Annotated in this window: 9 protein-coding genes; 5 read left to right on the top strand and 4 right to left on the bottom strand. The window is 71.4% G+C overall.

Features of this window, described 5'->3' with window-relative positions:
- Positions 1 to 6: 6 nt before the first annotated feature.
- Entirely contained in the window at positions 7 to 1446 is a 1440-nt protein-coding gene (locus tag ABZ621_RS32160) for an RICIN domain-containing protein (protein WP_360609977.1), read from the bottom strand.
- 414 nt (positions 1447 to 1860) lie between these two features.
- Here ABZ621_RS32160 and ABZ621_RS32155 point away from each other — a divergent pair, with 414 nt between their 5' ends.
- On the top strand, positions 1861 to 2856 hold the full coding sequence (locus ABZ621_RS32155; RefSeq protein WP_360609976.1) for a LacI family DNA-binding transcriptional regulator: 996 nt from the start codon (positions 1861 to 1863) through the stop codon (positions 2854 to 2856).
- Positions 2857 to 2918: 62 nt separating this feature from the next.
- On the opposite strand, the gene ABZ621_RS32150 is transcribed toward ABZ621_RS32155, so the two are convergent.
- Complete coding sequence (locus ABZ621_RS32150) at positions 2919 to 3914, bottom strand: LacI family DNA-binding transcriptional regulator (protein WP_360610028.1); 996 nt, start codon at positions 3912 to 3914, stop codon at positions 2919 to 2921.
- A gap of 311 nt (positions 3915 to 4225) precedes the next feature.
- Here ABZ621_RS32150 and ABZ621_RS32145 point away from each other — a divergent pair, with 311 nt between their 5' ends.
- The 4 genes from ABZ621_RS32145 to ABZ621_RS32130 all read left to right on the top strand — a co-directional run bounded on the left by ABZ621_RS32145 (position 4226) and on the right by ABZ621_RS32130 (position 9464).
- On the top strand, positions 4226 to 5152 hold the full coding sequence (locus ABZ621_RS32145) for a sugar ABC transporter permease (protein WP_360609975.1): 927 nt from the start codon (positions 4226 to 4228) through the stop codon (positions 5150 to 5152).
- Positions 5153 to 5155: 3 nt separating this feature from the next.
- Positions 5156 to 6139: a carbohydrate ABC transporter permease gene (locus ABZ621_RS32140; protein ID WP_360609974.1), complete on the top strand. Its 984-nt coding sequence runs from the start codon at positions 5156 to 5158 to the stop codon at positions 6137 to 6139.
- 91 nt (positions 6140 to 6230) lie between these two features.
- The gene (locus tag ABZ621_RS32135; protein ID WP_360609973.1) at positions 6231 to 7571 is read left to right on the top strand and encodes a sugar ABC transporter substrate-binding protein; all 1341 of its coding nucleotides are present in this window, start codon (positions 6231 to 6233) and stop codon (positions 7569 to 7571) included.
- Between the two features lie 141 nt (positions 7572 to 7712).
- Positions 7713 to 9464 (top strand): beta-galactosidase family protein, encoded by a 1752-nt coding sequence (locus tag ABZ621_RS32130; protein WP_360609972.1) that lies wholly within the window; start codon positions 7713 to 7715, stop codon positions 9462 to 9464.
- Between the two features lie 409 nt (positions 9465 to 9873).
- On the opposite strand, the gene ABZ621_RS32125 is transcribed toward ABZ621_RS32130, so the two are convergent.
- Entirely contained in the window at positions 9874 to 10902 is a 1029-nt protein-coding gene (locus ABZ621_RS32125) for an ABC transporter permease (RefSeq protein ID WP_360609971.1), read from the bottom strand.
- Positions 10899 to 12503: a sugar ABC transporter ATP-binding protein gene (locus ABZ621_RS32120; protein ID WP_360609970.1), complete on the bottom strand. Its 1605-nt coding sequence runs from the start codon at positions 12501 to 12503 to the stop codon at positions 10899 to 10901. The genes ABZ621_RS32125 and ABZ621_RS32120 overlap by 4 nt, the downstream gene beginning before the upstream one ends.
- Positions 12504 to 12512 lie beyond the last annotated feature (9 nt).

The following is a 12512-nucleotide window of genomic DNA, read 5'->3' as shown; positions in this document are numbered from 1 at the left end:
CGTCGGTCAGGCGGCCGTGCGGAGCCACTTCTGGTTGGCGCCGTTGTTGCAGCTCCACTGGATGAGTGCCGTGCCGTCGGACGTGGACTGGTTGGTCACGTCCAGGCACTTGCCGCTCGACGAGGCGGACAGCTGCACGGTGCCGCCGGAGCCGGTGACCCGCCACTGCTGGGCGGTCGTCCCGCTGCAGGGGTACTGGACGATCGCGGCGCCGTCGGCGGCCGACCCGTCCTTCGGGGCCAGGCACTTGCCGCTGTAGCGGGCGACGATCTGCACCCGGTTCGTGCCGGCGGGCTTCAGCCAGAACTGCTGGTTGACGCTGTTGGCGCAGCCCCACTGGATGAGGGCGGCCCCGTCGGCGGTGGAACGGTCGGCGACGTCGGCGCACTTGCCGCTGTGCGAGGCGGTCAGCGTCTCCCAGGTCCCGAGCCCCTGCACCGTGCCCGCGGCCGCGTCCACGGTGATCTGCGGGTAGTAGTCCATGGTCATGGTGGTGTCGGTGGGGAACGTCAGCGGGAGCCAGACGTACTGGGAGTCGTTCACCATGCCGCCCATGGAGTTGCCCCACCGGTCGCCCATGTAGAGGTACGAGGTCCCGGACGTCCCCTGGACCGGCAGCACGTATGCCGTCTGGGATCCGTAGGTGTTCCAGTCCCCGATGTCCCGCAGACCGCTCCAGGCGCCGGTGACGCTGGTCGCGGTGGCGTACTTCTGCTGGTTGGGCGCCCAGCCCGTGGCTCCGGAGGTGAGCAGGAAGTAGACGCCGTTGCGCTTGAACATCGCCGGGGCCTCGCGCCACTGGCCGGACCACAGCTTCTGCACCTGGGCGTCGATGTCGGTGTAGTCCGGGGTCAGGCGGTAGACGTGGAGATCGGCGTTCTCGTTCGCGGCGGAGATCATGTAGCCGGTGCCGTCGGTGTCGACGAACGTGGTGATGTCACGGGACATGTGGCCGAGCGGACGGAAGCTGCCCCGCCAGGTGTAGTCGCCGTCGACGGTGTCCGAGACGGCCACCGCCGCGCGGGCCTCGGAGTAGTCGGTCGCGCTGCCCTCCTTGTGCATCCACATCACGAACTGGCCGGTCGAGGCGTTGTACATCACCTTCGGCCGCTCGATGTTCGCGCCCGCGAGTTCGGGGTGGCTGCTCGCCGTGAGGACGTGGTGGCGGAACTCCCAGGTCTTCAGGTCGGTGGAGCGGTAGGCGGACACGTACTTGAAGCTGTTGTCGGCGTTGCGGTTCTCGCCGAACCAGTAGTAGTACGTGCCGACCTTGACGACCCCGCCGCCGTGGGCGTGGACGGGGTTGCCCGCCGGGTCGGTGAACTGGACGGCGTTGGTGACGGTGACGGCCGCCGCGTGGGCGGTACCGGTGGCACCGAGCAGAGACAGGAGGACGGCGCAGAGTGCGGTGAGCACGGTGGCCGCCCCCGAGGTGGTGCGTCGCATGATCGCGTACCTCGTGGTCTGGGAGGGGGAAGGGGCTGGTGTGGCGGATGGGGCGAAGACGCGGCTTCCGCGCGGGAAGCCGTTCGCCGGGGGATCGCGCTCGTGGGTTCGCGGCCGGCCGCGGGCGGCCGCCGGGTCCGAAAGATGACGACGGCACGTGACCGTCGCGTTACGGGGAGGTGTCGGCTTGCCGTGTTCGCGTAAACACGGGCGCTTGGGAGGAGAGTTTGGGAGGGGCGACAGGGGCTGTCAAGGATTCGGACACGATCCGCCGAAGATTGACCGACTGGTATGTTTACGCCAACACGCCTGGGCCTCGCGGGACGCCCGGACGCTCGCGACGGAAGGTCATCGATGGCGACGGACAACAGAACAAGGTCGCCCCGCTCACGACCGGCCCGCCAGTGGCCGTCCATGGCGGACGTCGCCTCACTGGCCGGCGTCTCCTCGCAGACGGTGTCCCGGGTGGCGAACAACCGGCAGAACGTCGACTCCGCGACCCGCGAGAAGGTGCTCTCCGCCATGCAGACGCTCGGCTACCGCCCCAACACGGCGGCCCGCGCGCTGGTCACCGGCCGTTTCGGAGCGCTGGGCGTCGTCAGCTTCGACGTGGGCGCACACGGCAACGCCCGCACGCTCGGCGCGATCGCCGACGCCGCCCGCGAGGCCGACTTCTCGGTGAACTTCATGGGGGTACGGGCCCAGACCGAGGCCGCCGTGCGCCACGCCTTCCAGCATCTGATGCTGCAGTCCGTCGACGGCATCGTGCTGGTCGAGTCGCAGATGCTCGACACCCCGTCGCTGCGCCTGCCGCCGTCGATGCCCGTGGTGGTCGCCGACGGCGACACCGGCCACGAGTACCCCCACGTCGACTTCGACCAGGCGCACGGCTCCCACAGCGTGGTGTCCCACCTCCTCGGCCTCGGCCACCGCACGGTCTGGCACCTCGCCGGCCCGCCCGACTCGTTCGCCGCGCGCCGGCGCTCCGAGTCCTGGCGCCGGACCCTCACGGACGCGGGCGCCCCCGTGCCGCCGGTGGTGTACGGGGACTGGTCGGCGCGGTCCGGCTACCGGGCCGGGCTCGACCTCGCCCGCAGGCCGGAGGTCACGGCCGTCTTCGCCGCGAACGACCAGATGGCGATGGGCCTGATGCGCGCCCTGCACGAGGCGGGCAGGAGCGTGCCCGGCGACGTCAGCGTCGCCGGTTTCGACGACATCGCCGAGGCCGCGTACCTCATTCCGCCCCTGACGACCGTGCACCAGGACTTCGAGGTGGTCGGCAAGCACTGCGTGGCGCTGCTGCTCGACCAGATCGAGGGCCGTACGGACGGGCCGCGGCGCAGGGCGGTGGAGCCCGTCCTCGTGGTGCGCTCCAGCACGGCTCCGCCGCGACCGGGCGCCCTGGCCTGAAGGCGCGGGCCCTAGGGGGCGGCTCCCCCGGCCCCCCACCGTGCGGCCGTGAGCGTGCGGCGTCAGCTCTCCCGTCCCCGCGTGGCGGGGGACGCCGTGCTGCTCCGTTCCACCAGGGTGGTCGGCACGAGACGCACCCCCGTGACCGTCTCGCCCGCCAGCTCCCGCAGGACCGCGTCGACGCACCACTCGCCGACCCGCGCGAAGTCCTGGTGGACCGTGGTCAGGGGCGGGATGAAGGACGCCGCCTCGGGGACGTCGTCGAAGCCGACGACGCTGACGTCCTCGGGGACGCGTACCCCGCGGTCGTGGAAGGCCCGCAGCACGCCGAGGGCCATCTGGTCGTTGGCCACGAAGACCGCCGTGCACCCGGGCTCGTCCGCGAGCCGCAGACCGGCCTCGTATCCCGATTCCGGGGTCCAGTCCCCGCGCAGCACGGGCGGCACCGAGCGCCCTTCGGCACGCAGCGCCTCCTCCCACGCCTCGGCGCGACGGCCCGCGGCGAAGGACTCCTCGGGTCCCGCGACGTGCCACACGGTGGCGTGGCCGAGGCCGAGCAGGTGCCGCACGGCGGCGCGGGCGCCCTGCCGCTGGTCCGTGTCCACGACCGGGAAGTCCGTGGCGTCGGAGTCCACCACGACCACCTTGACGTGCGGCGGCAGGGTGAGGGCGGCGGCGTCGAGCAGGTGCACCTCCATGATCAGCACCACCGCGTCGACCGCCAGCTCGTCGAGGCGGGTGAACGCCCCCTTGACGTTGTCCTGGGTGGGCGCGTCGAGCGGGATGAGCGTGACCGCGTAGCCCGCGCGGGACGCCGACCCCGCTATGGCGTCCAGGGTGCGGACGTTGCCGGTGCTGGTGAGCCCCATCGTGATGACGCCGATGGCCCGGAAGTCACCCCGCTTGAGGGCGCGGGCCGCGCTGTTCGGACGGTATCCCAGCTCCTTCATCGCGTCGAGGACCCGCTTCCTGGTGGCCTCGACGACGGCCGCGTCGCCGTTGGAGACGCGCGACACCGTCTGCGAGGACACGCCCGCCAGCTGGGCGACGTCCGCCATGGAGACACGGCGCTGCCTGGTACGCACACCCCGCCCGCCGTCCTTCGCGGCCGCCGCCGGCCGGTCGGTCGCGTTCTGCTCGGTCACCCGATTCCCTCTCATTCGCTGCCACTTCGTGCTTGACGCTCCCCTGCGGGAATGTCACCATCACGCTACCGATGATTACGTAAACATTTCTCGTCGGCCAGCCCTCCCGCAGGGCCGGTTCCCGGCCACAGGCCGCCCCTGTGCCTCAGGCCTCCATCCGCCTCAGGCACCGAACCCCGCTCCCGTCTTCCGGACCGACCGGTCACCGACGCTAGGACCACGCCATGACGCTTCTGTCGACGCGCGCTACGGCAGCACCACCGCCCCGCCCACGAGCCCGCTTCCGTCTCCGCAAGGAGGCCCTCGTGGGCTGGGGGTTCGCCGGCCCGTTCGTCGCGGTCTTCGGCCTCGTCTTCCTCGCACCGATCGGATACGCCGGCTATCTGAGCCTCTTCCAGGACCGGCTCATCGGCGGGACCTCCTTCGTCGGCCTGGACAACTACGGCGAGGCGCTGACGGACCCCCGCTTCTGGGACGGCCTGATGCGCGTCGGCCTCTTCCTGCTGGTACAGGTGCCGATCATGCTGGGCATCGCGCTCCTCGCGGCCCTCGCGATCGACAGCGGCCGCCTCTACGGCAAGACCTTCTTCCGCGTCTCGATCTTCCTTCCGTACGCCGTCCCCGCCGTCGTCGCCAGCCTCATCTGGGGCTTCATGTACGGCGACCAGTTCGGCCTGGTCGGCAACATCAACGACGCGCTCGGCGTCAGCCTCCCCAACCCCCTCTCCCCCTCCCTGGTCCTCGCCTCCATCGGCAACATCGTCACCTGGGAGTTCGTCGGATACAACATGCTGATCTTCTACTCCGCCCTCAAGGTCGTCCCCCGCTCGCTGTACGAGGCGGCGGCGATCGACGGCGCCGGGGAGTGGCGGATCGTGACCTCGGTCAAACTGCCGGCCATCCGCAGCGCCCTGGTCATCGCCACGATCTTCTCGATCATCGGCAGCTTCCAGCTCTTCAACGAGCCGAGCATCCTGCAGAAGCTCGCCCCCAACGCCATCACCAACGACCTGACCCCCAACCTCTACACGTACTCGCTGTCGTTCTCGGGGCAGCAGCACAACTACGCGGCGACCGTGGCGATCGTGATGGGCGTGATCACCGCGATCATCGCCTACGCGGTCCAGCTGCGCGGCATGCGGAAGGGCTGAGCCATGACCACCTCCATGACCACCGCGGCCGCCGAGTCCACCCCGGACCCCCGGGAGCCGCGGACCGGCGGGACCTCGGCCGCCCCGCGCCGCGCCCGCCCCGCGCCGGCCCGGACCCGTGGGCGGCTCCCGCACACTCCGCTCGACCCCCGGCGCAGCGTCCCGCTGACCCTCCTCACCGGCCTGGTCCTCGTCTACACCCTGCTCCCGCTCGCCTGGCTGGTCATCAACGCCACCAAGAGCCAGCGGGGACTGCTCGACTCCTTCGGGCTGTGGTTCGCCGACGACTTCAACCTGTGGGACAACATCACCCGCACGGTCACCTACGACGACGGCGTCTTCGTCCGCTGGCTGCTCAACACGCTGCTGTACGTCGCCGCCGGCGCGGGCGGCGCCACGGTCCTCGCCGTCCTCGGCGGCTACGCCCTCGCGAAGTACGACTTCCCCGGCCGCAAGGCGGTCTTCGCGGTCGTCATCGGAGCCGTGGCCGTCCCCGGCACCGCCCTCGCGGTGCCCACCTTCCTGATGTTCAGCAACATGGGCCTGACGAACACCCCGTGGGCCGTCATCATCCCCTCCCTGATCTCCCCCTTCGGGCTCTACCTGATGTGGGTCTTCGCCGCCGAGGCCGTCCCCACCGAGCTCCTGGAGGCCGCGCGCATCGACGGCTCCGGCGAGCTGCGCACCTTCTTCACCATCGCGCTGCCGCTCCTCGTGCCGGGCACCGTCACCGTGCTGCTGTTCTCCATGGTCGCGACCTGGAACAACTACTTCCTGCCGCTGATCATGATCAAGGACCCCGACTGGTACCCCCTGACCCTCGGCCTCAACGCCTGGAACGCGCAGGCCCAGACGGCCGGCGGCGAGGCCGTCTTCGACCTGATCGTCACCGGTTCCCTGCTGACGATCGTCCCGATCGTGGCCGTCTTCCTCCTCCTCCAGCGGTACTGGCAGTCCGGTCTGGCCGCCGGCAGCGTCAAGGAATGACCGTCCGCCACCCCGATCCACCCCTGCACCCGCACCTCCCTCCCCACCCGGAAGTCCGTCCCGCCCGCACCACCGACCAGGAGCACCTCCCATGCGTACCCACACCTCCCGCAGACTGCTCGGCGCCCTCGCCGTGCTCGCCACGCTCTCGCTGACCGCCACGGCCTGCGGCTCCGACGACTCGGACACCGGCACCGGCGGGGGCACCCCGAAGGACGTCACCGCCGCGCTGGAGAAGGGCGGCAAGGTGACGGTGTGGGCCTGGGAACCCACCCTGAAGAAGGTCGCCGCCGACTTCGAGAAGAAGTACCCCAAGGTCGACGTCGAACTCGTCAACGCCGGCACCGGCGACAAGCAGTACACCGCCCTGCAGAACGCCATCGCCGCCGGCTCCGGCGCCCCCGACGTCGCCCAGATCGAGTACTACGCCCTCGGCCAGTTCGCCATCGGCAAGACCGTCGAGGACCTCTCCTCCTACGGCGCCGCCAAGTACGGCACGAGCTTCACCCCCGGCCCGTGGAACGCGGTCTCCGAGGACAAGGCGATCTTCGCCCTGCCGATGGACTCGGGCCCCATGGCGTTCTTCTACAACAAGAAGGTCTTCGACCAGCACGGCGTCAAGGTGCCGACCACCTGGGACGAGTACGTGGAGGCGGCGCGGACCCTGCACAAGGCCGACCCGAAGATCTTCATCACCAACGACACCGGCGACGCCGGCGCCACCACCAGCCTCATCTGGCAGGCCGGCGGGCGCCCGTACAAGACCGAGGGCACGAACGTCACCGTGAACTTCGGTGACGAGGGAACGAAGAAGTACACCGCCACCTGGCAGAAGCTCCTCGACGAGAAGCTGGTCGCCCCGATCAGCTCCTGGAGCGACGCCTGGTACAAGGGACTCGCCGACGGCACCATCGCCACCCTCTCCATCGGCGCCTGGATGCCCGCCAACCTCACCTCCGGCGTCCCCACCGCCTCCGGCGACTGGCGCGTCGCACCCCTCCCCCAGTGGACCAAGGGCGACAAGACCAGCGCCGAGAACGGCGGCAGCTCCCTCGCCGTACCCAAGGCCGCCAAGAACAAGGAACTCGCCTACGCCTTCACCGAGTTCGCCACCACCGGAACCGGCGCCACCACCCGCGTCGCCGAAGGCGCCTTCCCCGCCACCCGCGCCGACCTCGAATCCCAGGCCTTCCTCGACAAGCCCTTCCCCTACTTCGGCGGCCAGCAGGCCAACCGGATCTTCGCCGAATCCGCCCGCAACGTCGGCGAGGACTGGTCCTACCTGCCGTTCCAGGTCTACGCGAACTCGATCTTCAACGACACCGTCGGCAAGGCGTACGTCTCCCCGACGAGGCTCGACGACGGCCTGAAGTCCTGGCAGGACGCCAGCGTCGAGTACGGCAACGACCAGGGCTTCACCGTCAACAAGTAACCCGTACCACCCCGGGGGCGGGGCCCCCTGGCGCTCCGCCCCCGGACGCCCTTGGAAAGGGCTTGCCATGCCCGTCATGTTTGCGTAAACATTGACGGCGTCCCGACCCCGCACGACTTCACCTACAGGAGCAAGCAGCGCATGCCCGTTCTCCAGACAGACCAGACCGGATTCCTGCTCGACGGAAAGCCCTTCCGTTTCCTGTCCGGCGGGCTGCACTACTTCCGGGTCCACCCCGCGCAGTGGGAGGACCGGCTCCGCAAGGCCCGGCTCATGGGCCTCAACACCGTCGAGACCTACGTCCCCTGGAACCTCCACCAGCCGCGCCCCGACCGCTTCGTCCTCGACGGCGGGCTCGACCTCCCCCGGTTCCTCGACCTCGCCGCCGCCGAGGGGCTGCACGTCCTGCTGCGTCCGGGCCCGTACATCTGCGCGGAGTGGGAGGGCGGCGGCCTGCCCTCGTGGCTGCTCACCGAGCCGGACATACGGCTGCGCTCCCGCGACCCGCGGTTCCTCGCGGCGGTGGACGACTTCTTCCGCCGCCTGCTCACCCCGCTCCGGCCGTACCTCGCCTCGCGGGGCGGACCGGTCCTGGCCGTACAGGTGGAGAACGAGTACGGAGCGTACGGCGACGACACCGCCTACATGGAGCACATCGCCGGCTCGCTGCGCGCCTGCGGCGTCGACGTGCCCCTGTTCACCTGCGACCAGCCGGTCGACCTGGAGCGGGGCGCCCTCCCCGGCGTCCTCGCCACCGCCAACTTCGGCAGCCGCTCGGCCCACCACCTGGCCGCCCTGCGCGCGCAGCGGCCCGAAGGGCCGCTGATGACCACGGAGTTCTGGATCGGCTGGTTCGACCGCTGGGGCGCCCGGCACGTCGTCCGCGACGCCGACGACGCCGCACGCGAGCTCGACGAGGTCCTCGCCGCCGGCGCGTCGGTGAACTTCTACATGTTCCACGGCGGCACGAACTTCGGCTTCACCAACGGCGCCAACGACAAGCACACCTACCGCCCCACGGTCACCTCCTACGACTACGACTCGCCGCTGGACGAGGCCGGGGACCCCACGGAGAAGTACACCGCCTTCCGCGACGTCATCGCCAAGTACGCGCCCGTGCCGGACGCTCCCGTGCCCGCCCCGGGCGCCAAACTGGCGCTCCCCGCCGTCCCGTTGACGCAGAGCGCCGAGCTGCTGGCGAGCGCGGACGAGCTGTCGTCGCGGATCGCGTCGCGCCGGCCGCTGACCATGGAGGAGCTGGAGCAGGACTTCGGCTTCGTCCTGTACGAGACCACGGTGCCCGTGCGCGGTCCGGCCCTGCTGGAGATCGAGCAGGTCCGCGACCGGGCCCAGGTGTTCGTCGACGGACAGCCCGTGGGCGTCCTGGAGCGCGAGAACCACGAGCACTCCCTGGCCTTCACGGCCCCGCGGGCCGGCAGCGTGCTCTCCATCCTGGTGGAGAACCAGGGCCGGGTGAACTACGGCCAGGGCATCCACGACCGCAAGGGACTCCTCGGCTCGGTCCTCGTCGACGGCGTCGAGCCGTCCGCGTGGACGAACCGGCCGCTTCCGCTGGCCACTCTGGAACAGATCCCCTTCGCGCCCACCACGACGACCCCCGTGGGCCCGGCCTTCCACCGGGGCACCTTCGACGTCGCCGAACCGGCCGACACCCACCTCCACCTCGACGGATGGACCAAGGGCAATGCCTGGGTCAACGGCTTCCCGCTGGGCCGGTACTGGTCCCGTGGCCCGCAGAAGTCGCTGTACGTCCCCGCTCCCGTCCTGCGCCCCGGCGCGAACGAGATCGTGGTCCTGGAGCTCCACGCGGGCCCACGGGGCCGTACCGTCGACTTCCGCGCGACGCCCGACCTCGGCCCGACCGAGGAGTAGACCCGTCGGCGACGCCGGGGCCGGGCCCGTCCCCCGCGCGCCCGGTCCCGGCACCGCTTCAGCCCAGCCCTCCCGGCTTCCGGGAGGGCTTTCGTCGTTCCCCGGGGGCCGCTGGGCGCGCCGTACGGCGGGCGGCCGCGACCCGGTGGACCGCGGTGGACTCGGCGGGCCCGGCGCAGCCGGCGGGCCCCCGCGCCCGGCGGGCTCCCCGGACGCGGCGGGCCCCCGTACCCCGGCGGCCGCGACAGGCACCGGCCGGGGGCGGCCGGGGGCGGCCCGGACCGGTGCCGCCGCCTGGGCGCGCCCTCCGCCGTACGCCCCGCGCGCTCCCCCCGCATGCCGCGAGGCCCGCTCCCCGAAGGGAGCGGGCCTCGTCCGGGCGCGGACGCGCCGTGTGCCGGGAGGCGGGTCAGTGCGGGAGCCCGACCGCCCGTTCGCCGTTGCGGCGCTGCTGGATCACCACGGCGGCCACGAGCAGGGCGCCCTGGGCGACGTTCTGCCAGAAGGTGTTGATGCCCTCGACCGTGAGGCCGTTCTCCAGGGCGCCCAGGAGGGCTACGGCGAGCAGGGTGCCGCCGACTCCTCCCTTGCCGCCCTTGAGGGCGCAGCCGCCGAGGGCGGCGGCGGTGATGGCCTTGAGTTCGAGGCCCTCGCTGCCGGAGACGGGCTGGCCGGAGCCGGTACGGGCGGTGAGGAGGATGCCCGCGACGGCGGCGACGACACCGATGAGGGCGTACACCGCGACGAGGTACTTGTTGATGCTGATGCCGGCCAGGCGCGCGGCGGTGTCGTTGCCGCCGATGGCGTAGAGGTTGCGGCCGATGTCGGTGTACCTGAGCATCACGTGCACGGCGATCGCGACGACGATGAGGATCCAGACCATGACCGGCAGCCCGGCGATCTTGCCGCGGCCGAGGAAGACGAAGACCGGGTCGTTGAGGACGTACCCCTGGGCCCGGCCGTCGGACAGGAGCTGGGCGAGGCCCTTGTAGGCGGCGAGTCCCGCGAGGGTCGCGATGGTCGGGTTGACGCGGCCGTAGACGATGACGAGGCCGTTGAGGACGCCCACCAGGACGCCGATGCCGACGGCGGCGAGCATGCCGAGGAGGGCGCTGGAGCCGGTGCCGGTGAAGACCATGGCGCTGACGACCGAGGCGACGCCGACCTGGGAGCCGACGGAGATGTCGAGGCCGCCGCAGATGATGACCACGGTCTGCACGATGGCGAGGAGGCCCGTGATGGTGGCGGCCTCGGCGATCACCTGGAGGTTCGACAGGCTGAGGTAGTTCTCGTTGAGGGCGCCGAACAGGGCGAGGACGACGACGAGCGCACCGATGAGGCTGAGGTTCTGCCCGCCGAGGGCGGCCAGCGGGGAGCGCTTGCGCGCCGCCGGCGGGGCCTGCTCGGTCTCGGCCGGGGAGGTGGTGGCGGTGGTCATCGGGGGCCTCCATGGGCGGAGTCGGTACGGGGCCGGGCGGCGGCCGGGGTGGGGGCGGGGTCGAGGGGCGCGAGATCGTCGGCCATGGCGAGGTTGAGGATCGCTTCCTCCGTGGCCTCGGCGCGGCCGAGTTCGCCGGTGACGCGGCCGCCCTGCATCACGACGATCCGGTCGGCGAGTCCGAGCACCTCGGGGAGTTCGGAGGAGATCACGAGCAGGGCGACGCCGTCCCGGGCGAGGTCGGCGATGATCCGGTAGATCTCCGCCTTGGCGCCGATGTCGATGCCGCGGGTCGGCTCGTCGAGGATCAGGACCTTCGGCCGGCGCAGCAGCCACCGGGCGAGGACGACCTTCTGCTGGTTGCCGCCGGACAGTTTGCGGACCTCGTGCTCGATGGACGGGGTGCGCACCCTGAGGCGGTCGGAGAAGTCCTGGGCGACGGCCTGCTCCCGGCCGCGGCGGACGAAGCGCATCCGGCGCAGGCGTTCCAGGCTGACCAGGGAGGTGTTGTCGCGGATGGACCGGTGCAGGAAGAGCGCCTGGGCCTTGCGCTCCTCCGGGGCCAGGCCGATGCCCGCCCGGATGGCGTCCTTCGGGCTGCGCAGCCGCAGCGGCCGGCCGTTCAGGGTGATCCGGCCGGAGCGCAGGGGGCGGTCGCCCGCGAGCGCGAGCCCCAGCTCGGAACGGCCGGCGCCCATCAGGCCGGCGAGGGCGACCACTTCTCCGGCCCTGACCCGGATGCTGATGTCGGTGACGTCGTCGGTGGTGACGCCGTCCAGTTCCAGGACGACGTCGTCCCGGGCGACGTCCTGCCGTACGAAGAGCGAGGAGAGGTCGCGGCCGACCATCATCCGCACGACCTCGCTCTCGGTGGTCGCGGCGGCGTCGAGGACGCCGGCGGAGGCGCCGTCGCGGAGCACGGCGATGCGGTCCGCGAGCCGGAAGATCTCCTTCATGCGGTGGGAGACGTAGATGATCGCGATGCCCTGGGCGCGCAGCCGGTCGATGAGGGCGAACAGCGCCTCGGCCTCGTTCTCCGCGAGCGAGGAGGTCGGCTCGTCGAAGGCGATGACCTTGGCGTCGCCGGTGAGGGCGCGCAGGATCTCCACCAACTGCCTCTGTGCGGGGGTGAGTTCGGAGCCGAGCCGGTCGGGGTCGATGACCTTGTCGAAGCCGAGCCGTGCCAGGTCCGAGGTGATCCTGCGGCGCAGTTCGGCGCGGTCGAGGCGTCGGCCGGCCTTGCGGGGCAGTGATCCGGCGTAGACGTTCTCCGCGACGGAGACGTGCGGGATGATCTCCGGTTCCTGCGGGATGATGCGGATCCCGGCCCGGCGGGCGTCGTGCGGCGAGGCGAAGGAGACCGGCGCTCCGGCGAGGAGGACGCGTCCTTCCGTGGGCGGGTGGTCGCCGGTGAGGATCTTCAGCAGCGTGGACTTGCCGGCGCCGTTCTCGCCCATGAGGGCGGTGACCTGTCCGGGAGGGAAGGTGAGGGTGACGCCGCTCAAGGCCTGAACGGCACCGAAGCGCTTGGTGACGTTCTCGACGGCGACACCGACACCTGGGGTCGCCTGCGTGGGGGGTGGGGTGCCGGGTGTGGTCATGCGGGCCTC

The organism is Streptomyces sp. NPDC007863, assembly GCF_040633895.1.
Taxonomy (GTDB): Bacteria; Actinomycetota; Actinomycetes; order Streptomycetales; family Streptomycetaceae; genus Streptomyces.
Note: the sequence above shows the minus strand (reverse complement) of the source record. Positions and strands in the feature narration are given on the sequence as shown.

Coding starts and splice junctions, on each gene's coding strand:
- ABZ621_RS32130 (WP_360609972.1), top strand. CDS start 7,713: ATGCCCGTTCTCCAGACAGACCAGACCGGATTCCTGCTCGACGGAAAG.
- ABZ621_RS32155 (WP_360609976.1), top strand. CDS start 1,861: ATGGCGGACGTCGCCTCACTGGCCGGCGTCTCCTCGCAGACGGTGTCC.
- ABZ621_RS32120 (WP_360609970.1), bottom strand. CDS start 12,503: ATGACCACACCCGGCACCCCACCCCCCACGCAGGCGACCCCAGGTGTC.
- ABZ621_RS32160 (WP_360609977.1), bottom strand. CDS start 1,446: ATGCGACGCACCACCTCGGGGGCGGCCACCGTGCTCACCGCACTCTGC.
- ABZ621_RS32125 (WP_360609971.1), bottom strand. CDS start 10,902: ATGACCACCGCCACCACCTCCCCGGCCGAGACCGAGCAGGCCCCGCCG.
- ABZ621_RS32150 (WP_360610028.1), bottom strand. CDS start 3,914: ATGGCGGACGTCGCCCAGCTGGCGGGCGTGTCCTCGCAGACGGTGTCG.
- ABZ621_RS32145 (WP_360609975.1), top strand. CDS start 4,226: ATGACGCTTCTGTCGACGCGCGCTACGGCAGCACCACCGCCCCGCCCA.
- ABZ621_RS32135 (WP_360609973.1), top strand. CDS start 6,231: ATGCGTACCCACACCTCCCGCAGACTGCTCGGCGCCCTCGCCGTGCTC.
- ABZ621_RS32140 (WP_360609974.1), top strand. CDS start 5,156: ATGACCACCTCCATGACCACCGCGGCCGCCGAGTCCACCCCGGACCCC.